At 41.9% G+C, this 20951-nt stretch carries 19 protein-coding genes; 4 read left to right on the top strand and 15 right to left on the bottom strand.

Annotation, left to right across the window (positions count from 1 at the left end):
- The first annotated feature begins 46 nt into the window (after positions 1-46).
- On the top strand, positions 47-772 hold the full coding sequence (locus tag AB6811_RS10885; protein WP_369490492.1) for a hypothetical protein: 726 nt from the start codon (positions 47-49) through the stop codon (positions 770-772).
- Here the strand turns inward: AB6811_RS10885 and ung are convergent, their stop codons facing one another.
- On the bottom strand, positions 773-1444 hold the full coding sequence (gene ung / locus AB6811_RS10880; RefSeq protein WP_369490516.1) for a uracil-DNA glycosylase: 672 nt from the start codon (positions 1442-1444) through the stop codon (positions 773-775). It lies immediately after the preceding gene.
- Positions 1445-1620: 176 nt separating this feature from the next.
- Between ung and AB6811_RS10875 the strand changes: the two genes are divergently transcribed.
- Positions 1621-1926, top strand: coding sequence for a hypothetical protein (locus AB6811_RS10875; RefSeq protein ID WP_369490491.1), 306 nt, complete (start codon positions 1621-1623; stop codon positions 1924-1926).
- 78 nt (positions 1927-2004) lie between these two features.
- Positions 2005-3165 carry an iron-containing alcohol dehydrogenase gene (locus tag AB6811_RS10870; RefSeq protein WP_369490490.1) on the top strand — a complete coding sequence of 387 codons (1161 nt, stop codon included), beginning with the start codon at positions 2005-2007 and terminating at the stop codon, positions 3163-3165.
- Between the two features lie 46 nt (positions 3166-3211).
- On the opposite strand, the gene AB6811_RS10865 is transcribed toward AB6811_RS10870, so the two are convergent.
- The 12 genes from AB6811_RS10865 to AB6811_RS10810 form a co-directional block, all read right to left on the bottom strand.
- Positions 3212-3757, bottom strand: a complete 546-nt coding sequence (locus AB6811_RS10865; RefSeq protein ID WP_369490489.1) for a 2-oxoacid:ferredoxin oxidoreductase subunit gamma family protein — start codon at positions 3755-3757, stop codon at positions 3212-3214.
- Positions 3758-3784: 27 nt separating this feature from the next.
- Positions 3785-4546, bottom strand: a complete 762-nt coding sequence (locus tag AB6811_RS10860) for a thiamine pyrophosphate-dependent enzyme (protein ID WP_369490488.1) — start codon at positions 4544-4546, stop codon at positions 3785-3787.
- A 4-nt stretch (positions 4547-4550) separates the two neighbouring features.
- The gene (locus AB6811_RS10855) at positions 4551-5636 is read right to left on the bottom strand and encodes a 3-methyl-2-oxobutanoate dehydrogenase subunit VorB (protein ID WP_369490487.1); all 1086 of its coding nucleotides are present in this window, start codon (positions 5634-5636) and stop codon (positions 4551-4553) included.
- Between the two features lie 38 nt (positions 5637-5674).
- The gene (locus tag AB6811_RS10850) at positions 5675-5911 is read right to left on the bottom strand and encodes a 4Fe-4S dicluster domain-containing protein (RefSeq protein WP_369490486.1); all 237 of its coding nucleotides are present in this window, start codon (positions 5909-5911) and stop codon (positions 5675-5677) included.
- Between the two features lie 45 nt (positions 5912-5956).
- Positions 5957-7273 (bottom strand): aminotransferase class I/II-fold pyridoxal phosphate-dependent enzyme, encoded by a 1317-nt coding sequence (locus AB6811_RS10845; protein WP_369490485.1) that lies wholly within the window; start codon positions 7271-7273, stop codon positions 5957-5959.
- Between the two features lie 252 nt (positions 7274-7525).
- Complete coding sequence (locus AB6811_RS10840; protein ID WP_369490484.1) at positions 7526-10240, bottom strand: T9SS-dependent choice-of-anchor J family protein; 2715 nt, start codon at positions 10238-10240, stop codon at positions 7526-7528.
- A 123-nt stretch (positions 10241-10363) separates the two neighbouring features.
- On the bottom strand, positions 10364-11545 hold the full coding sequence (locus AB6811_RS10835) for a trans-sulfuration enzyme family protein (protein WP_369490483.1): 1182 nt from the start codon (positions 11543-11545) through the stop codon (positions 10364-10366).
- A gap of 11 nt (positions 11546-11556) precedes the next feature.
- Positions 11557-13395 (bottom strand): (Fe-S)-binding protein, encoded by a 1839-nt coding sequence (locus AB6811_RS10830; protein ID WP_369490482.1) that lies wholly within the window; start codon positions 13393-13395, stop codon positions 11557-11559.
- Complete coding sequence (locus tag AB6811_RS10825; protein ID WP_369490481.1) at positions 13392-13727, bottom strand: 4Fe-4S dicluster domain-containing protein; 336 nt, start codon at positions 13725-13727, stop codon at positions 13392-13394. The genes AB6811_RS10830 and AB6811_RS10825 overlap by 4 nt, the downstream gene beginning before the upstream one ends.
- A 1-nt stretch (position 13728) precedes the next feature.
- On the bottom strand, positions 13729-14754 hold the full coding sequence (locus tag AB6811_RS10820; RefSeq protein ID WP_500812351.1) for an FAD-dependent oxidoreductase: 1026 nt from the start codon (positions 14752-14754) through the stop codon (positions 13729-13731).
- Between the two features lie 15 nt (positions 14755-14769).
- On the bottom strand, positions 14770-15843 hold the full coding sequence (locus tag AB6811_RS10815; protein ID WP_369490479.1) for a heterodisulfide reductase-related iron-sulfur binding cluster: 1074 nt from the start codon (positions 15841-15843) through the stop codon (positions 14770-14772).
- A 21-nt stretch (positions 15844-15864) separates the two neighbouring features.
- Positions 15865-16584, bottom strand: coding sequence for a 4Fe-4S dicluster domain-containing protein (locus tag AB6811_RS10810; RefSeq protein ID WP_369490478.1), 720 nt, complete (start codon positions 16582-16584; stop codon positions 15865-15867).
- A gap of 219 nt (positions 16585-16803) precedes the next feature.
- On the opposite strand from AB6811_RS10810, the gene AB6811_RS10805 reads away from it, so the two are divergent.
- On the top strand, positions 16804-17841 hold the full coding sequence (locus AB6811_RS10805) for a nucleoid-associated protein (protein WP_369490477.1): 1038 nt from the start codon (positions 16804-16806) through the stop codon (positions 17839-17841).
- A 43-nt stretch (positions 17842-17884) separates the two neighbouring features.
- Here the strand turns inward: AB6811_RS10805 and AB6811_RS10800 are convergent, their stop codons facing one another.
- Together AB6811_RS10800 and AB6811_RS10795 are read right to left on the bottom strand one after the other, a co-directional pair.
- Positions 17885-18952 (bottom strand): 4Fe-4S dicluster domain-containing protein, encoded by a 1068-nt coding sequence (locus tag AB6811_RS10800; RefSeq protein ID WP_369490476.1) that lies wholly within the window; start codon positions 18950-18952, stop codon positions 17885-17887.
- Positions 18953-18954: 2 nt separating this feature from the next.
- Positions 18955-20928 (bottom strand): CoB--CoM heterodisulfide reductase iron-sulfur subunit A family protein, encoded by a 1974-nt coding sequence (locus AB6811_RS10795; RefSeq protein WP_369490475.1) that lies wholly within the window; start codon positions 20926-20928, stop codon positions 18955-18957.
- Between the last annotated feature and the right edge of the window lie 23 nt (positions 20929-20951).

The raw sequence follows: 20951 nt of genomic DNA, 5'->3' as shown, positions 1-20951 counted from the left end.
TTGACTAACCTCGGTTTATTTTGTAAATTGAGAAAAATTCAATACTATGACAGCCATTGCTAAGATACTTGAAACCCGTGGAGTAATGGTTAAGGAGGAAAAGGTTAAATCGCTTTCGGAGCGAATATACTCCAACACCATGGTTCTGGAAAACTATGAACCATACCCGGGCTACTACGGTAAGAATGTACCAACCGATGTAATACCTAGGTCAATCTTTTTAATCCTAGTTAGGGAGTACGACCATATGTTTTTAGCTCGGACTATGCAAAAATTATCCCGTGAGGCTAAACATGCTTGCATGGGTACATACGGATATATTGACCTGGAAGATCATCGATACTACTGTATAAGGATTAAAAACCTCAGGTGTTTTGAGGAGATTCCAATAATCCAGCAAAAGCTTGCTGAGCATGGCATCGATTTTAGACGTAGCAAGCCTGTAAATAGTATGGCCCTTATTACAATAGAAAAAACATTTCTTGTTGAACGATTCGATGAGGGTATTTATCTCGATTTAGCTGGCGATAACAAGTACTACATTGAAATTCCCCAGGAACTGAAATGGGACGACTTTAAACTGATTACCAGTCATGTTAAGAATAACCTACAGAATAGTTTTTTTGATGCTGCCTTAGGGTATTTCTGGAAGGTTGACGGCCCACAGGATGTAATAAGAATTTACGATTTAAAGGCCAACCTGGAACGAATATCGGAAATACGTTCCAAATACCTACAGGAAATTGAACGGTTCAATAAAACCCATTCGTAATTAATCTAACGACCAATCAATGGGCTCTTTACCAATGGAGGTAAGGAGCCTATTTGTTTTTGAAAAATGTTTACACCCAAAAAAACCTCTGCTAGCCGAAAGTGGCGACGGGTGTGGAGCCGTTAAAATAAAATGCTTGTTGGCATCTATAATACTCGTTTTTGCCTGAGCATAGTTCCCCCAGAGGATAAACACTAACCCCTTATGGTGATCGGAAAGCGCTTTGATGGCAGCATCGGTAAAGGTTTCCCAGCCCTTGTTCTGATGTGAACCAGCCTGATTTGCCCTGACCGTAAGCGTTGCATTCAAAAGCAGCACGCCCTGTTTTGCCCATTTTTCCAAATTACCGTGATTTGGTATGGGAAGTCCTAAATCGCTGTTTATCTCTTTAAAAATATTCTGAAGCGAGGGTGGGGCAGGAGTACCTTTAGGTACCGAAAAGCATAGCCCGTGGGCTTGCCCTGGTCCATGGTAAGGATCTTGACCTAAGATAACCACCTTTACGCTATTGAATGGGGTATGATTAAATGCTGCAAAAATCTGGGAACCTGGAGGGTATACAGTGTATTTTTTCTTCTCCTCTACCAAAAACTCTTTAAGTTTGATAAAGTAATCCTTTTTAAACTCATCCATTAAAACTTTCTTCCAGGTCTCCTCAATTTGAGGTTTGATATCACCTGTTGCTATGTTCATATTCCTGAAATTAAAAAATTAAAACAAAGTAAAGTAAATAGTAACCACTTTAATAAATCACACGTAAAAAAAATTAAATTTGTATTTAGAACATTGGGAAAAGTTAATTGAATGCACCAATACAAAAGTAGTATAATCGGCAAAAAATTAAAGCCATGAAGAAAGTTCAGGTTTCCAAAAACAAGGTGAAGAATTACCTCTCAGAACGTCTAGCACGAAGTATTGTGGATGCAGATGAGAATGCTTTGATTACAGTGCTCAGATACAATGCAATAGGTGGATTTGAATACCTTTCCGATGAGGATTTGTTTGAGTTTTTGAGCACATCAATACCAGAGCTTGATTTTGTTAGGCTTGCCGGGGCCGATGATGATAACTTGCAATTGGAGGTGAAAAAAGAGTACAAAGATGAGGAAGATGCTATCATTATCGATATACAAAGAGCTATTCAAGTAATCTAATCAATCCGAACGAATTTGTTTAACCCATCGTAACATTTTGAACGATGGGTTGTTTATTTTAGTAAAAATGTTAAGCCCATGAAGAATTTTGAGTTTTTCAATCCGGTAAAAATTCTATTTGGCGAAGGCCAAATTGATATGATTACACAGGAACTGTTGCCTTATCAAACGGTACTGCTAACCTATGGGGGTGGAAGTATTAAACGGAATGGCGTTTACGATAAGGTTATTAGCGCCTTAAAGGGGAAAAAAGTATTAGAATTTGGCGGAATTGAGCCTAACCCACGGTACGAGACCCTCATAAAAGCTGTTAAGCTTGCCCGTGAAAATAATGTTGATTTTTTGCTGGCTGTTGGCGGCGGTTCAGTTATTGATGGAACAAAGTTTATTGTGGCATCAATTCCGTTTGAGGGTGAACCCTGGGATATTCTTACTAAAGGCATAAAGGTTGAGAAAGCTGTACCCTTTGGAACAGTGTTAACACTCCCAGCAACTGGTTCTGAAATGAATGCTGGCGCAGTTATTAGCCGGGAGGCAACCAAGGAAAAGTACGCTTTTGGTAGTCCTGCAGTTTACCCAAAGTTCTCGGTTCTTGATCCTACAACTACATATTCGCTTCCTCAGAATCAGGTAGCTAATGGGGTTGTTGATGCATTTGCCCATGTGCTTGAGCAGTACCTTACATACCCATCTAATTCGCCCATTCAGGATCGATTTGCCGAAGGTATTCTACAAACGCTCATTGAGGTTGGTCCAAAAACCTTGGAAAATCCAACCGATTACGACCTAAGAGCTAACTTTATGTGGAGTTGTACCATGGCTCTCAATGGATTGATTTCCACTGGCGTGCCTACCGATTGGGCTACCCACATGATAGGTCATGAGCTTACCGCATTCTTTGGACTTGATCACGGAGTTACTCTTGCTATAATTTATCCGGCTTTACTAACCGAAATGGTTGAATTCAAAAAAGAGAAACTACTACAGTATGGCAGTAGGGTTTGGAACCTAAACGGAGAAAATTTAACCCCTGAGCGGGCAATTGAGGAAACCGAGAAATTCTTTAGGGGTTTGGGCGTAAAAACACGTTTGCCAGAGCATGGAATCAGCTTTGCCGACACTAAACCAATTGTTGACCGATTTGCTGCAAGAGGATGGAAGATGGGCGAAAATAAAAACATCACGTCCGATATTGTTGAAAAAATACTAAAACGGGCCGCGGAGCCATACAGAAAATAAAAAAAAGCCTGACGTTTAGGTCAGGCTTTTATTTATCATTCATCTTCTAGTTGATTTTTTTCACAATCTCCATTCCCCTGCTTATTGCTTCCTGGTTCATGGGAATTAGGTGATGGTGACGTTGGGGCAACGATTTCTCAAGCCCTTTTATTACATTTTCAAGCTTAACAATGGGTTTCACTTTAAGGAAAGCTCCCAAAACAATCATGTTGAAGGTCTTAGCGTTCTTCATTCTAGCAGCTTCCTCGGCAGCCTCAACCCTAAATATGTTGATATCAGTACGCTGCGGGTGACGAGTAATACCGTTGGGGTCATATATCAGCGTGCCACCCGGTTTTACCATCTTTTCGAACTTATCGAGCGACTGCTGGTTAAGAATGATTGCGGTGTCAAATTCCTGAAGAATTGGGGAACTGATACGTGAATCGCTAAGAATTACAGTAACATTTGCAGTACCGCCACGCATTTCGGGACCATATGAGGGCATCCAGGCTACTTCCTGGTCCTGCATTATGCCTGAATAAGCAAGGATTTTACCCATTGATAGAACACCTTGCCCACCAAAACCGGCTATGATGATTTCTTCGGTCATTTTTTTAGTTTTTAAATTGATTAACTACTACTCGTCTTTCAAATCGCCAAGCGGGTAATATGGGAACATGTGCTCAACCATCCACTCGTTTGCTTTAACGGGCGATAGCTTCCAACCGGAGTTGCAGGTCGATACTACCTCAATGAACGATGTACCTTTTTTCTTTCCGGTATTCTCAAAGGCCTTAGTAATGGCTTTTTTGAGCTTACGAACGGCAGCGGGTGTGTGTCCCGACTGGCGTGTAACGTAGCATGTTCCGGGGAGTTGGGCTATTAGCTCGGTAATCTTTAAGGGGTAACCGTTGAGCTCGGCTTTTCGTCCGTAAGGTGATGTTGAAGTGGGCATATCAATAAGGGTGGTAGGAGCCATTTGACCTCCGGTCATCCCATAAATACCATTATTGATGAAAATAACCACAATATTTTCGCCACGGTTGCAGGCGTGTATGATTTCAGCAGTACCAATTGAGGCTAGGTCGCCATCGCCTTGGTAGGTAAATACATACTTGTTGGGGTATAAACGGTTGATAGCGGTAGCAAGCGCAGGAGCACGACCGTGGGCTGCCTCATGCCAGTCAATATCAATATAGTTGTATGCAAGCACAGAGCACCCAACCGGTGCAACACCAATGGTCTTTTCCTGTATGCCCAACTCATCAATAACTTCAGCCAGAACCTTATGAACTACACCATGGGTACAACCCGGGCAGTAGTGCATAATATTGTCGGTTAGGAGCTTGGTTTTGGAGTAAACCAAATTCTCTTCCTTGATAATATCTTTAATGTCCATTTTATTAGCCTTTAATAAATTTTTCTTCTAAAGCCTTTAACACATCGTGTGGTGTTGGGATAACACCGCCCATACGGCCATAGTGTTCAACCTTAACCTTACCTTCAACAGCCAGACGAACATCCTCAACCATTTGGCCGGCACTCATTTCTACTGCAAGGATTCCCTTGAGCTGCCCCAGCATTGCTTGAATTGCCTTGGTAGGATAGGGGAATAGGGTTATGGGACGTAGTAATCCTACTTTTATTCCCTTTTCGCGGGCCATATCAACAACTTTCTGGCAAATACGGCTCGATGAACCATAGGCAACTAGCAGGTACTCTGCATCGTCGCATGCAATTTTTTCAAACCTAACCTCTTTTTCCTCAATCTCTTTGTACTTGCGCTGGAGTTTTAGGTTGAACTGCTCCTGACGGCCTGCATCGAGGTCAAGCGAGGTTATGATATTGCGTTGGCGGTTAGGGGTTTTACCGGTTGTGGCCCATGAACCATACTTGGCTACTATTTCCTCGTCGGTCATTCGGGGTTTATATGGGCCAATTTGAACCTTTTCCATCATTTGGCCGATGATACCATCGGAAAGAATCATGGCTGGATTACGGTACTTGAAAGCGAGTTCAAATCCAAGGTCAACAAAATCGTACATCTCCTGAACCGATGCTGGTGCAAGAACAATCAGCTTATAGTCGCCATGTCCGCCACCCTTAACAGCCTGGAAGTAGTCGCTCTGGGCAGGCTGAATGGTTCCCAGCCCGGGACCTCCACGTACTACGTTAACAATTAAGCAAGGTAGTTCAGCACCGGCAATGTAGGTAATACCTTCCTGTTTCAAGCTTATCCCGGGGCTTGATGATGATGTCATGACCTTTTTACCGCAACCAGCACCGCCGTAAACCATGTTAATAGCGGCAACTTCGCTCTCGGCCTGTAGGACAACCATACCGGTTTCTTCCCATGGCTTACGAGCCATAAGGGTTTCAAGCACCTCGGATTGTGGGGTTATGGGGTAGCCAAAGTAACCATCGCAACCACAACGTATGGCTGCCTCGGCTATGGCCTCATTCCCTTTCATTAATTTTAACTCTGCCATTTTCTTTAATGAGTTTTTGTTTATACAAAATGTCGGTTTTAAGCCTCAGCTTCAGTTTTAACCCTGTAAACAGTGATAACCGTGTCGGGACAAACCAATGCGCAGTTTGCGCAGCCTGTGCAGGCTTCGGGGTTGGCCATGTAGGCGTAGTTGTATCCTTTGCCATTTACCTCCCTTGCCAGTTCAATAACTTTTGAAGGGCAGGCTACCACACAAAGGCCACATCCTTTACATTTTTCTACATCGACCACAATTGCTCCTCTTACTTTTGCCATATTGGTCAAATTTATTTTTGTTGTTTTACTATTTGGTTGAAACTTTTAGTTCCTGTGATCTTGGTTAAATCGTTTTAAACGCACTTCCAGGTCGGAGAACTGGTTGCGCTGCACCTGCGATACACAGGCACGTAAGCCCTCAGTCCTCTCACTACCGGTTATGGCTAATGAAATAGCGCTAACTCCGTAGTAAAGAAGCTCTTCAATTAGCTGTTCTCCGGTTAAACCCGGGTACGATATGGTGAAATAAAATCCATCGGCCAGGGGTTTGTCTTCATCCATATCGTAAACTATTGTAAAACCGTTTTCGGTAAAAATCTTTTTCATTATTCTGGCCTTTTCACCGTACTCACGAACCGATTCTACAAAGTTGAAGGTTCCATCGTTGGCTGCTTTTAGCATGGCTGCAAAACCGTACTGTGTAGAATGGCAAACCCCCGACGATAGGGAGTAAACAGCCCCGTAAAGCATGGCGTAGCCAAACTCATCGGAAGTGAAGTAGCGTTTTAGGTCAGGGTAACGGCGCTTGTAAAGACCATTGCTAATAACCATGGTGCCAATACGCTGACCTGCATAGGAAAATGCCTTGGAACTGGAGATAAGCATTAACCAGTTTTGAGTATAGTTAGCCACAGTAGGCTGGAAGGGAGACTGTCCGGGTTTGGATAGATCCTTGCGGAAGTCCATGGCAAAGTATGCAAGGTCCTCAATAACAATGGTGTCGTAGGTTGTGGCTAGCTCGCCTATTGTTTGCAATTCCTTTTCGGTAAAGCAAATCCATGAGGGATTATTGGGATTTGAGTAAAGGATTGCTGAAATATTTCCCTTTTTGAGGTACGATTCAAGCTTATCGCGGAGCTTATCGCCACGGAAGTTATATACATCAAAAGTTTCGTAGTTCATTCCCAGAACCCTAAGTTGCTGTTTTTGAACAGGGAATCCCGGATCGATGAATAGAATGGTATCTTTTGTTGCATTGCAACGGTTTACCACCAGAAAAGCGGCCATAGCACCCTGCATGGAACCTACTGTAGGGATACATCCCTGTTCATCAACATCAATATTGATGAAGTTTTTTACAAACCGTGCAATTTCCTTTTTTAGTTCTGGCACACCGTCAATCATTGGATACTTGGAGGCAACCCCTCGCTTCAATGCTTCAATCTCAGCATCAATGCCAATTTGTGATGGCTCCAGCCCGGGCACTCCCATTTCCATTCTTACGTACTTGATACCGGTTTCCTTTTCAATCTCATTGACAAGTTTAACCAGCTCACGAATCGAGGCCTTACCTACACTTGGTAACTTTGATTCCTGAATCTTTTGCTTTACAACTTCGAAGGGGATGGGCGTATTCTTCATGGTATGTTTTATAATGTATTGACAATTTGTTTATTACAGTTACATATCAACAGTTCACACTTCACGAATTAAGCACTACAAGTTTACAAAATATTTCTTTTAGTCTTTCAGAAAAACGCAAAAAAAAGTGATAATTTGTTATCAATTTAAATTGATAATTAAAATAATATTGATAAAAAATGAATTTATGCTTATAGAATGTAACAAAAAAGGAGTGCTTAGCACTCCTTTTTTAACTACATTATTTTAGAATTACTGCTTTAGAACTTTATGAATACTAAAACCTTTTGATGTATTAAGCTTAACTATGTACATTCCCTTTGGTAAGAAACCAATATCAATCTTGCTGTCAGGATTACTATTCTGGTAAACTACCCTTCCGTTTATATCGAAAATTGTGATGGAATAATTGTTAAGGCCGGTAACTGTAATAAAATCGGTGGTCGGATTTGGGTAAATTGTAGGATGTAGATCATCATAATTGTCATCTACTCCAAGAGGTGTCAGGTTTACAGTAACAAGAACGTCGGTATCCCAAATATCAAAGGTACCAGTGTAAGTGTAGTAGTCTTTCACTTTTACTGTGTATGGTATGCTGTTCCCGAAGGGAATGTATGTGGACTGAGCATAACCATTTAATCCAGTATGCAAGGTGTCTAAACCCTCAATAATAATTTCGGCATTTATAATAGGATTTCCCTTGGATGTAACGTAAAAAGTGGCAGTATAGTGCTCAGGGATTAGGGTTACGTTGATAGTGCTATCGGAGGTAAGATCCACAAAAATTGATCCCCAAATATAATTGTAATACTTAACAGAACCCATTATGTTTCCGGGAAGTAGTCCATTGAAGGCACAGCTACCCTCGTTATTTGTTTTAAGGGTTCCATAGCCCATTAAACTAACATCAGCATTGGGTAAGCTTTCACCTTTAGTGTTTTTTACATTTACAGTCAGGTTGTAGGTTGTAGCCTGCTCCATTACGACAATGTAAAGGGTATCTTTATCTTCAACCAGTAAATCAACCGGGTATTTCATCATATAGTTGGAAAGCATTACTTTAAGCGAGTAGTTTCCTGAAGGTAGCATGGTACTATCTTCACCATTCTCATTACTTATGAGGGTAATGGGGTAAACATTAATTCTAGCTCCAGGTAGTGGTACGGAGTCAGTATCAACAATCCTAAACTTCACATTGTAGGCTTTCACAAGCGAATCGTTAATAATAAGATTCTGCGAGAACACGGTAAATTCTTTCCTGAGCGATGAATAGCCCGTGGAATCGATGTTATAGGTGTATTTACCATTGTTTAGCTCAATGGAGGCTTGCCCCTGTTCGTTTGTTGTAATTGTTGAATCGAGCTCAACAATTCGTACCTTAACATTTTGAGCGGGTTCCTTTTGCTCATTCTTAATGTTGAAGAAAACAGTTGGATTTTCAACAGGCTCGCTTACGAGTGCTCTTACCGCTATGTTGCCAATGGATTGGTTGGCCATATATGTGGCGTTCAGCGGGAAAAATTCATCAACCTTCCAAAAGGCTCCGTAAGGATCTCCATCGTACCCAATACCAAGAGGAGTATCGGAGGTTTGCTTTACAAGAACATAATACGAGAACCCTTTATGACAATAAACAGGTTTAGGCAAGAAGTAAATAATTGAACCGCCATTGGCTGAGTATTCCTTTGTGAAATATTCCTGGGTTAAAGTTTTGGCTTCACTTGGACTAGCAGGGTTAATCTCAAGTACATACACTACAAAATCTAGCGGGTAGGCAGTTTCAGGGATTGTAGTGTTTTGAGCCCAACCAATTTCAACGCCTTCAATAAAACCATCACGTTGAAACTCATAAAGGTTACCTATTTGAGTGTTTGGATTAAATGATATGCCACCTTTTACACCCCTATCGGTAGCAAAGATTGAACTACTTACCTCCAGGGTTGTATTATCGGTATTATTTTGAGTTAAGGTATCGGGTGGGGTAGAAGCATTAAGGTTGAAAGTATAACTTTCAGCGGTGGACATAATCTTCACTTTAGGGCTGAGAGTTATCACTCTCTGCTCCCCGCTTTCAATGGTATCGGTAATCTCCGCGGATGATTGTAAGTTGGGTATTTTATCGCACGATACTGAAATTGTCAATGTATCGTTTAGAACTGTTCCCAGGTTATAAATATTTGCTTTAAGATCGACAAAAAGGGAGTCAAAAGTTATGTGAGGTACTTTTGAGTACTTGTAGGGAATTACTTTTAATTCAATATCAGGAATGTTTGTGTTGGTTACTAGAATATCATCGATTGCAAGTTGTGTTCCTTTATTCTGGTTATTCCGATTCTCATATACAAATGCTAGCCGAACATTTTTACCCGCTACTTTTGAAAGTGATAGGTTGAATAGCGATTTATACTGGTTGGGTACCGATGTGGCTTGATCATTACCATAGTACAATAGAGTATCAAGGGTTTGGCCATCTACATCGTATGCCAATACATAAAAATGGGTTATGTAACCCTGATCATAGTTGCTGTAGTACCAAAGCCAAAACTTCAGAAATGCTTCAGGATCGGATGGAATAGCAATAGTATCGTGAGTAATGAGCCAAGTAAAATCGGGAGCAGTAAATGATATTGCCCCTGAGGCTTCGCCATGCTTGATATAAGTTGATCCATTGCCGTTGAAGCTTTGAGGTGTACATCTGAACCATGCAGGGTTGGCAGCCCCAGTGGTTTGTTGAAAGTCTAATGTTGAACTCCTTAGTACTTCCCACTTATCAGTTAGCTGGTAGGTGGTACCCTCAAAATCTTCATAAAAAAGGGCTGAACCTGGAGTAGATGGGCCTTTAGAATTTCCAATGATTAACTTATTGGCAGTATAGTTCATTTTATCACTAAAGGGCATTCTCTCTACCTGTGCGTAAACGGAAACACACATTAGAACATAACTTACCAGCGCAATGTACTTTTTCATATTGGGTAAAATTTTGTTCAAATACTTTTTTTTACGAAAATTGAAAATAAAGGTATATATTTTTTTGGTATTAAAAAACCCGCAATGTTCAATTGCGGGTAAAATATTGTTTTGGGTTTTCCATTAAATTTTGGCTAAAGCTTGATCCAGGTCAGCAATAATGTCCTCAACATCCTCAATACCAACTGAAAAACGGACTAGGCCATCGGTGATGTTGGCTTTTAGTCGGGCCTCAGGCGACATCTTTGAGTGAGTCATAGAGGCTGGGTGTTGAATTAATGTTTCAACTCCACCAAGTGAAACCGCCAGCATGGCCAACCGTACATTATTCATGAGTATTTTACCGGCTTCAATGCCGCCTCTTAGTTCAAAGCTTATCATGGCACCCGGTCCCTTCATCTGCTTTTGAGCCAGCTCAAACTGAGGGTGCGATTTTAGCCCCGGGAACTTAACCCATTCAATTTTGGGGTGTTTCTCAAGATATTCGGCAACTTTTTGAGCGTTTTGCTGGGCGCGTTCAATACGGAGCGAAAGGGTTTTGATACCCCTAAGTACCATGTAGGCCTGGTGCGGATCCATATTACATCCCATATTCACCATGGCTGGGCGAACAGTTTTATAGAGTTCCTGGGTTTTAGTTACAATAATACCAGCAACAATATCGGCATGACCGTTAAGGAACTTGGTCATTGAATGAAATACTACATCGGCGCCAAGATCGAGGGGACGCTGCAGGTAAGGGCTACAAAAGGTATTATCAACCACCACTACTAACCCATGCTTATGGGCTAGCTCCGAGGCTGCTTTTATATCGGTGATAACCATGGTAGGGTTAGTGGGACTCTCAAGGTATAACATTCGGGTGTTTGGCTTAATGGCAGCCTCAATGTTTTCGAGTTTCGATGTGTCGATATAAGTACTTTCAACCCCAAACCGCTTGAAGTAGGTTTCCATAATACCGCGTGAGGGCCCGTATACCGCATCGGTGCTAACAATGTGGTCACCTGCTTTCAGAAAAGCCATGTAAATTGACGATACTGCGCCCATACCCGAGGCAGTGGCAATTCCACCAAAACCATTTTCCAGAATAGCCACCTGGCGCTCAAGCGCCGAAATGGTTGGGTTGCCTATTCGGGTGTAGATAAATCCATTGCTTTCTCCTGCAAAGCACCTTGCCCCTTCGTCAACATTCTCAAAGGCAAAGGTTGATGTTTGGTAAATGGGTACTGTTGCGCTTCCCATTGGGTCGGGTTCCATGCCCCCGTGAATGAGAAGGCTGTTAAATCCAAGTTTCTCGTTATGCATCGCTTTTTACTTTATGTTGTTACTGCTTGATGTTTAGCTTGCGTCTGAACTTTATCTGACGCTTTTTCGGGTGCAAAGTTTAAATTCTTTTCCAATATTTCAGCAATATCAAGCACTTTTATTTTTTCTTGTGCGTTGGTAAAAGTTTTGCGACACATCGGACAGGCTGTTACTAGGTAACTACTACTCTCAGTAACAATTTCATCAAGAGTGTTGTTAGCAATTTTGTAACGGTCGGTCATGGAGATATTGGTTATGCCAAGGCTGCCACCACAGCATAACGATTTGCTTTCAATTTCTTTGCTTCCGTTTGATAAGATCGCTGCATTTTGCAGGAGTTCGCGAGGCTCTCGGGTAATATTTAGTCCACGACTCAGCTCACAGGGGTCGTGGTAGGTAACTTTTAACCCCGACTGGTTAAACCTCAACCTGTTTTGTTTGGTTAATTGAAGTAGGTACTGGCTGTGGTGTAAAACAGGTATTGTAAGGTGATAGCTACTGGCAAACTCTCGGGCGCATATTGGACAGGAGGTTACTAGCACCTCGGCACCACTTTCAACAATTAAATGGTTGTTTTTGGCTATAAGTTGTTTGGCAGCATCGGCCTGGCCGTTCATTTGTAGTGGCCTACCACAGCAAATACTTCCGTTTTTGTCAATAAAGGTGTAATCAACACCTGCGGCATCGAACAGGGCCAGGGTCGATTTTATCACCGATGGTGTTAAATGCCCCATGCATCCTGCAAAGAATGCCACCTTTGCTTTTGGGTATTTATAACCATTGATGTAGCTGTAGCTCGACGATGTGAATAATGGATACTCCTTGCGTTCGTTCTCACGTATTCGGGTTATTTCGATACCAACTGGGCATGCCTCAAGGCATCGCATGCACATCATGCAAGTTTCCCTGAGCCTTTCGCTTGGTTGGCTGTAACGCAAATCGCGAATGAAATATGCTGGTTGAGTATCGGAGATATTCAACGAGGTGCTAAGCTGACACGCATCAATGCAAATTCCGCAGCGCGAACATGCACTCAATTCTAACTTGGTGAAGGTTGAGTGGGTATCCTTTTCCTTAACGCCATATTTTCTAAGGAAAATGAGTAGGATTTCAGCGGGAATGTGCATGTACCGTGAAAAGGGCATAGTAATAAAGAAAACACCTAAAGCTATTGAGTATGCCCACCATGCAGGGTAGTACAGGTAATCGAGCGGAAGATTGTATATGACCCACTGACCAAGAAAGTTGGTAAAAAAGTGTCCGGTATTATAAAGTCCAGCAGTTACGCTTTCAGCAAATAGCCTTAGCGGAAAGATGAACCAAAGAGCCGTAATTGCAATCCTATCGATTAAAATATGCCTTGTTGTGCGTTTCATGCCTAGGGTGCGGCTGCGGAACCTTTTAAAAAAGGCTAAGCTAACCCCCGATATCACCATAAGCAGGAAGAAGTCCATCAGAAAAGTGAAAATCTCTTCATACTCATGGAGTGGGGTTAGGTCGTGCCTGAAAAACTCAAAAAAGATAGGGTAGTAAGGCGGATTTATTACTCCATGGGGGTACAAACGAGCCTCAAGGTTTCCGAGCACAATAAGCATAAACCAGCCAAAAGCTAAGTTCATGTGCATGTAACCCAAAAGTATATTGCGCTTGAATATATTCCGATGGAGTAACCCCTCGCGTATCGATTCCCAAATGGCAGAGACTGTTCGGAGGGAGAATAACCGTTTCCAAACTATTTTTTGCTCACGCCGGCTAAGCCTTATGATCCAAATAGTCCACATCACTACGATGTAGAGAACTATAAAACCAAGCCCAATTGAAAAGGGTAATGTGAACGGATGGTACCTCATGGCCTGAATGTTAGGTTAGCTTTACGAATTAGCATGATGATGTTTCGGGTGTTTACATTTCGCGGGCAAACCAGTGTGCATTTGCCACAAAGCATGCACTTTTCCGATTCATCAATAGCGTTCTTTACCTCGCCTCTCCGAATGGCATGGCATAATTCCCGAAAGCTGAAGGTTGTAAATTGTCCGGCGGTACAGGTTGCAGTACAACTCCCGCAGGCAATGCAGTGGTTAAAGGTTTCATCGTGTTGGTTTATCCATTGTGCCAACGATAAATTTGCAGTATCAAGGTTGTGGATACTGATTGGCATTGGGGCAAAACCAAAATCAATCATACTACTTGCTGTTTAGGTAATTATGAATTTCGATGGCAGCCGAACGGGCAGCATTAACGGAATCGGTTATATTGTTTGGCCCCGTGCAAGCACCTGCTGTAAAAACGCCGCTCACCTTGGTTTTAACAGGGTTTAGGTGATAGTCAGTTATTTCAACAAATCCGTCCTTGTTGGTTTGAAGTCCCAGGGCTGCAATTAGTTCATCAGTTCCCTCAGCTGGCGACATCCCTACCATTAGCACTACCATGTCGACCGACATTTTTAGGGGTTTAGAGGAGAGCGTATCCTCTGTTTTTATGAGGACTCTACCCCCATCGAGCTCACTAGCCTCCGATAAGCGTCCCCGGATAAAGTTTATGCCTATCTGTTGCGCTTCCTTGTATAAATCCTCGTAACCCGGGCCAAACATCCGCAAATCCATGTAAAGGCAAAATATTTCCGCTTCGGGAATGGCCTCTTTCACCTCAATTGCCTGCTTTACAGCAGTAACGCAACAAACCTTTGAGCAGTAAGGGCGTTTCACTTTTTCGTCGCGACTACCCACGCAGTGGATGAAAGCAATTCTTTTAGGAGCATTTCCATTTCGCATAATAGGATGCCCATGCTCCCTGAACATACCTTCCAGCTCTGCCGAGGTTATCACGTTGTCGTAAATTCTGTAGCCGTATTCCTCCTTGCGCTCAGCAGGGAATAGTTCGAATCCTGTTGCTATGAGTACAGCATCGGCTTCAAAAATCTGGTTATAAGCTTCAAGCTGAAAGCGCTCATCTTTTTTGGTAATTTTATTTATTGCGGTTGATAGATAGATGGCCGGGTTTCCATTAAGATGCGATTTTAGTTCGTTCACCACATCAAAAGAGTGCCTACGGTTTGGGAAAAGTCTGTCCCACTTTGATACTTGGCCTCCAGGAGCGTTTTTTTTCTCAAAAACTGTTACAGAATAACCCATTTGAGCAAGCTGGTTTGCTGCTTCAAGCCCTGTAACACCACCTCCTATTACTGCTACTTTTTTCATGGGAGTATTTATATTTTCATATTTTAATTATGCCTTTTCATTCACAAAACGGGGACTCATTGGTACGCCAAGATCTTCGCTGTTGGGCCCCTTATACTTTTGGTTGGGATCGTACTCAACACCCATTTTCTTTAACAAGGGTTCTACATCGGTCTGGTGCATTTGCATGCCCATTTCCCAGGGGTCGAAGCCAAGCACTAAACCGGCTACCTCTTCATAGGTGAGTACTGGAATACCTTCGCCGTTTTGCCCATAGGTTTTTCCTTCCATTTCGCCAAGGGCGTACTGCCACCTATCCATAAAGTAGTTGCAGCCAGGGCAATTAGTTATAATAAAATCGGGCTGAAAGGGTTCCATGGACTCAAATTTCTTTTTCGATGCCGATATGGAATAACCTCGATTAGCCTGCACAAAGTATTGCCTAAAGCCAAAACCACAGCAGTGCCTACGTTCCGGGTAGTCAATTACCTCACCACCAAAGGCTTCGACTAGTCCGGCAAGTACCTGTGGGTATTCAGCACCACCAACCCCCTTGCTTGGAAACATTTTTGCATAGTGACAGCCGATGTGGTCAACAACTTTTAGCGGTTTTCCAGTGTGCTTGTTAATTAACCTATACTTAGCCTTTGCAGCAATCTCGTTACGGAATTTATACAGCACATCACTTGTATGAGCTAAATTGTCAGGCTCTTCAAATTCCCTTCCTGTTGCTTTTCTTAAATACTCTCGGGTTTTTTCCTTTTCCTGTGGAAAGTGATGCCATGTTTCAAGTATCTCGGTGTAAATACCAAAGGAGGTTACGCACGATGGGGTATAGTTAACGTAACCCTTTTCACGCATCAGAGCAAAATTACGGGCAACAACAGTTTGAATGGTTGGAAATGGTACTACCTCGGTATGGTAACCAATGCCGGTACAGGTGGTATGGTCAGGATTCTCATAAATGTCTTTACCAAGCACATCCCTTAAAATTCTGATAAAGGTGGTATCGCTACCCGGGAAGAAGGTTTGCCTTATACAACTCCTGACAAAGTAAAATTTATCATCAGCAATTTCCTTTTGGTAATCGCTCCATATACGTTTTTTACCTTCCTGTTTCATTGAATTTATCCTTTTTTGAAACTACTTACGGCGATGCTTTTCAGCATTGTTATACCTATAAACATGGGTAAAGTAAGCCGATTTTTTATCGGTAGCATCACCCTTTTCCATGCCCAGTTCTTTGGCTTTTTGTGCCGATACGTCCTCAATTTTATCAAACCAATCCAAGCCGCCCGTAACTTCAAATATCTTTTCAAGTTCGTCGAGGTTTTCCTTTGAGATTTTGCGCATGGCGCCAGGCCCCGAACCATTGTAGTTAGCCCCTACTTTTGCTAAAACCTTTTCGCGGTTATCCCTAACCCATTGCCAAACGGGGCCTAATTCTGGGAACATGCTCAATTCTGCGTGGTCAAAATGAACACAGTAGCCTGTTTCCAGAATGGAGTTGCCCAACATCCGCTTTAGCGAGAGCTGTTGACGTCCCTTTTCCGATTCAACAAAAAGCCCTGTTTCTATGGATAATCCTCTTAGCGCTTGTATCAGTAAGCCGGGTGCATTGTTTCGCGGACATCGTGTTTTACAGCTCATGCACTCGCCGCAATACCAAATGGTATCGCTTTTAAGCAATTCCTCAATGACATTATCGTCGCGCATTTGGACGAGGTTTGCTATGGTTCGGGGTTCATAGTCGTAAACCTCAGCTGCAGGACATATTGCTGTGCAGGTACCACAGTTTATGCATCCGTTTATCCCCTCAACAAAGCGAACATCGGAGTTTAACCTGTCAAAAAGTTTACCCATGGTTTTCTGGGTTGATTGTTAGTTTGTTAACAAGCAAAGTTATATTTTTTTTAGAACCCTTAGCAATTTTTTACAATTTCCCAATTACCCTATTAGCTAAGTGATAAAATGTTAATTACTTATAAAAGTAATTTTTATGGTGTCTAAATTATTAGTTGTTATAGCTTTTGCATAGGTGATTCCAAATCCATAATTTCGTGAAATTAATTTAAAATTACCATGCTTGACTTTTCAAATGCTGAACTAACCGAGGTTATAGTCCACTCAGTTGGGATAGAAACTGATGATATTATTTTATCAGATGCACCTTCAGATATTGATGATAATCTATTGAACAGCCTGCTAAGGGAGTACTTTCTAGGGAGTTTTAGGAATCAAGGATTTTACTCATTTGAGCACAGTTCAAGCCTTGAACTTAATGAATTGTATAGTTACTGCAGCGATTTTTTTGAGGGGAATATTAACTTCATTGAGTTTTCAAGGAATGTGGCCAATCACCTTCAGCATGTATCTGTTCATCCTAACATTAAGGGAGGGGAGCTATACATTGCCTCTTTTACCGATATGGTTGTTGATGGTGAACTTACTGATGGCATTGGAATTTTTAAGGCCGAGAGCAAGGAGCGTTTTTTACATGTAAGCCGCGATGCCAAAGGATTGAAGGTAACTTGTCAGTTTGGCACTACACCCCGCAAGCTCGATAAGGCTTGCTTAGTTTTTAACACCGAAAAGGATTTTGGCTATAAGCTTTGCGTAATTGATAATACCAACCGCGACGAAGCCAAGTACTGGCTAAACGATTTTCTGCGTGCCAAACTTCGTAACGACGATTTTTACCAAACCAAGCAGGCAATTAATCTTTGCCGCGAGTTTGTGGAGGAGGTAGTTAGGCCTGAGAACAACTTTGTAAAAGTTGACCAGGCTGATATTCTTTGTAAAACGCGTGATTTTTTTAAGGCAAACGAGGTTTTTGACCTAAAGGAGTTTGAAGAGGTGGTTCTGGAGGAGCCCAAGATGGCTGAGACCTTCCGCGATTTTAAGCAAAAGTATGAGGAAGCAATTGGCTGTAATATCCCTGATAGTTTCAAGATATCAACCGATGCCACCCGGCAATCGCAAAAGTTTTTTAAAAGTGTAGTTAAACTCGATAAGAATTTTCACATATACATTCATGGGGGGCGCGACCGCGTGGAGCGCGGTTTTGATCCCGATACGGGGCTAAACTACTACAAGCTTTTCTTTGACAAAGAGGTATAATAAAAAGGCCGGACGTTGCCGGCCTTTTTCGTTCATAGTAATACTATTTTTTCTCCTTGATCATTGTAAGTGCATCAAAATACATGGCAAAGGATCTATATAAAAAGTGAGTCCATTTACCAAATGGCACTATTATTAATGCCCACTGAGCAAGCACAGTAATATGAATGACATAAACCCAAAAGAAACTATCTATTTGCTGGGTGTCAATTAAAAGACGAACCATAAATGCTGTAAAACCCATTAGGAATAACCAAATTACAAAAAACCAATCCGATGGTTGGGAGTGCTTGTGCATGGCATCAACCTTACGCATTCGTTTTTGCATGAACAGAATTGTGATTAAAAATATAGTTGCACTCTCAATGTAACCCAGCCATACTATGAAATTACTTGTAGTGGAAAACCAGTTTAGAAAGACCGTTGTGAAAAGTAGTGAGAGGTAACCAATAACAAGTATAAGATGAAGCAACCAGCGCATTTTATTCTCGCGGGTGGGCTCACATCCCAGGAATCGTTTTTGTGTGAACATGTGGATAAATAGGTCCTTTAAGGAAAGAAAATATGCTTTTAGATTTACTTTTATTCCAGGTTTAATAATGGTAAAATACCACATCCTGATTATGTTTGGCAGGAGTATAATTGCGAAAACTCCGGCTATGGCAACCATCTCAAAAAGATGGCCAATGTGCATCAGCTCGGAATGGGTAAATTCTGAAAAGTATGAAATTCCCGCAACTGCGCCAAAAATGGCTATCATTGCTAGAATGTAGGCCCAGAGGTTTTTATAAAGCAAACCTGATAACCCTGTCCAATCGTACTGGGCAGTTAGCCAACGCCTAAGCGACATCATCAGTTCTCCAGGATTGGCTTGCCTGGGGCAATCGGTGCTACACTCGCCACAATAGTAACATAGCCAAGGTTTGAGCGATGATTTTAGGTCGTCCTCCAGACCAAGCGTGCTGTAACGAATTAGTTCACGAGGAAAAGTTTCATCGTTTGTAGAAAGTGAGCAAATGGCTGTGCAGTTTCCACAGTTAAAACAAAGATTAAAATCTTTTGCTCCGAATTTTTTAATTTCCTCAGCAAAGTTTGGGTTTATAGTGGGCATAACTAGTGATTTTTAGGTTTATACAAATAGTACGATTCTTCATCGTTTAACCCAGCAGGTTCAACTATGCCATACCTGTTCATGGTCATTAGGTGATAGGTTACCAATTCCTTGGCAAGACCCGACAAATTGGATATTTGTGGAATTGTTAGTGGGGTGCCATTAAAACTTTCAAGTATGGTTTTCCACTCCTTTGGGTATTCCTTCATGCCCACAAGGGCGTTTTCATCTTTTTCCTCGTGTTGGGTTTCAGTCTGATTGATTTCAGCTTGAGCTGCAAAACCTGCAATCATCGATTCAATACCTTGATTTGAATACTCTGCTATCTCAATGGCATCGTTTGGGCAAACGGGCGCACAAATGCCACAACCCTTGCAGGTAGCTACATTTACTTCAGCAACCATTTTACCATTTACCTCAAGGGGTTTTATGGCATCATACTCGCAAACCTCGGCACATTTACCGCACCACAAGCAGGTTTCTTTATTTACTCTTGCCACAATTGGCTCCAGTTCAATTACCTCTTTTTTGAGTAAAGCGTTAATTTTCGAAACTCCTGCAAGTGCTGATTGCACTGACTCGCTAATATTTTTAGGCCCCTGACAGGCGCCACCGATGTACACACCATTTATTACGGTTTCTACCGGACGGAGCTTAGGATGAATCTCATTGAAAAACTTATCGTTTCCTACCGGAATTTTTAGTTTGTCCGAAACACTATTGCTATCGGAACGTGCAACCATGCCTGTTACTAGGACTACCAAATCAGCTTTTAACGCAATTTCTTTCTTTGATGTAAGGTAATCCTTTACTTTTACTACTGGGTAACCATTTTCAACTTCAATTACAGGCGGTTCTTTTTCTTCGAATTTAAGGTATACATCACCGTTTAACGATGATTGCCGGTAAAGTAATTCCTGTTTTCCATACGTTCTGATATCGCGATAAAAATGGAAGGCTTTTATTCCTGAAAACTTTTCGTGGGCTGTAATTGATGAGTGAATGGCGGCTGTGCAGCAGTAACGGGAACAATACCTGTTTGGACCTTTTGATTGTCTGTTCCCAACACAGTAAATATAGGCAATGTTATTTACTGGTTTACCATCAAAGCTTAACTCTTTAGAGTTATTTTCAACAAGTTTGTTAAATTCCTGAAGGGTGATAACCCTATTGGTTTGTCCAAAACCGTATTCATTATCGGAGGGTTGATAATAATCGAAACCGGTTGTTACGAGTATTGCTCCAACGTTAAGTTTTAAAAGATTCCCTTCAACATTAACATCTATGTTAAAATTACCTACGCTTCCCGAAACTTTTTCGAGTGTTGCCTTTGTGAAGAGGTTTATCTGGCTATAGCTCTTTACATTGTCTAATAGTCTTTGAGTAAGAGCTTTGCCATCTTCGCCAGTCATAAAAAGTTTACCATTTTGGGCAACCCTTCCACCCACTTTTTCTTCCTTTTCAATAAGATAAACGTTGTTACCTAACCGTGCAAGTTCAATAGCGGCGCGCATGCCAGCTACTCCTGCTCCTATTACAGCAACAGCTTTTTGCGCTTTTATTTCAATATTATCAAGTGCTTCAGAGTAGGCAACCCTATTGATACCAGCTCTGATTAGCCCGTAAGCCTTAACGGTTGCGTCAAGTGGAGTATCGGAGTGAGCCCATGAGCATTGCTCGCGAACATTTACCTGAACATAGTTGTAGGGGTTTATTCCTGCTCTTAGCGCCACATTCCGGAAAGTATGGGTATGAAGTTTTGGTGAACATGATGCAACCACAATTGCATCGAGTTGTTTTTCCTGTATGTCCTGTATCATCTCCTTTTGGTTGGAGTCGGAACAGGCAAACATAACATCCTTGGAAATAACAACGTTATTTTCGTTTGCTATAAGTTTGCTCAGCTGTTCAACATCCACATAATCGGATATATTTCCGCCGCAGTGGCATATGTAAACTCCTATTCGTTGCTTCATGGTTTGCTGATGTTTCGATGTGG

Source organism: Tenuifilum sp. 4138str, from assembly GCF_041102575.1.
GTDB classification, from domain to species: Bacteria; Bacteroidota; Bacteroidia; order Bacteroidales; family Tenuifilaceae; genus Tenuifilum; species Tenuifilum osseticum.
This window is presented reverse-complemented; position numbering and strand designations above follow the sequence as displayed.

Excerpts from the sequence above, each read along its gene's own strand:
- AB6811_RS10855 (WP_369490487.1), bottom strand. The coding sequence starts at position 5,636 with ATGGCAGAGTTAAAATTAATGAAAGGGAATGAGGCCATAGCCGAGGCA.
- AB6811_RS10885 (WP_369490492.1), top strand. The coding sequence starts at position 47 with ATGACAGCCATTGCTAAGATACTTGAAACCCGTGGAGTAATGGTTAAG.
- AB6811_RS10805 (WP_369490477.1), top strand. The coding sequence starts at position 16,804 with ATGCTTGACTTTTCAAATGCTGAACTAACCGAGGTTATAGTCCACTCA.
- AB6811_RS10850 (WP_369490486.1), bottom strand. The coding sequence starts at position 5,911 with ATGGCAAAAGTAAGAGGAGCAATTGTGGTCGATGTAGAAAAATGTAAA.
- AB6811_RS10845 (WP_369490485.1), bottom strand. The coding sequence starts at position 7,273 with ATGAAGAATACGCCCATCCCCTTCGAAGTTGTAAAGCAAAAGATTCAG.
- AB6811_RS10815 (WP_369490479.1), bottom strand. The coding sequence starts at position 15,843 with ATGAAACAGGAAGGTAAAAAACGTATATGGAGCGATTACCAAAAGGAA.
- AB6811_RS10825 (WP_369490481.1), bottom strand. The coding sequence starts at position 13,727 with ATGATTGATTTTGGTTTTGCCCCAATGCCAATCAGTATCCACAACCTT.
- AB6811_RS10810 (WP_369490478.1), bottom strand. The coding sequence starts at position 16,584 with ATGGGTAAACTTTTTGACAGGTTAAACTCCGATGTTCGCTTTGTTGAG.
- AB6811_RS10800 (WP_369490476.1), bottom strand. The coding sequence starts at position 18,952 with ATGCCCACTATAAACCCAAACTTTGCTGAGGAAATTAAAAAATTCGGA.
- AB6811_RS10860 (WP_369490488.1), bottom strand. The coding sequence starts at position 4,546 with ATGGACATTAAAGATATTATCAAGGAAGAGAATTTGGTTTACTCCAAA.
- AB6811_RS10795 (WP_369490475.1), bottom strand. The coding sequence starts at position 20,928 with ATGAAGCAACGAATAGGAGTTTACATATGCCACTGCGGCGGAAATATA.
- AB6811_RS10830 (WP_369490482.1), bottom strand. The coding sequence starts at position 13,395 with ATGAGGTACCATCCGTTCACATTACCCTTTTCAATTGGGCTTGGTTTT.
- AB6811_RS10870 (WP_369490490.1), top strand. The coding sequence starts at position 2,005 with ATGAAGAATTTTGAGTTTTTCAATCCGGTAAAAATTCTATTTGGCGAA.
- AB6811_RS10835 (WP_369490483.1), bottom strand. The coding sequence starts at position 11,545 with ATGCATAACGAGAAACTTGGATTTAACAGCCTTCTCATTCACGGGGGC.
- AB6811_RS10840 (WP_369490484.1), bottom strand. The coding sequence starts at position 10,240 with ATGAAAAAGTACATTGCGCTGGTAAGTTATGTTCTAATGTGTGTTTCC.
- AB6811_RS10865 (WP_369490489.1), bottom strand. The coding sequence starts at position 3,757 with ATGACCGAAGAAATCATCATAGCCGGTTTTGGTGGGCAAGGTGTTCTA.
- AB6811_RS10875 (WP_369490491.1), top strand. The coding sequence starts at position 1,621 with ATGAAGAAAGTTCAGGTTTCCAAAAACAAGGTGAAGAATTACCTCTCA.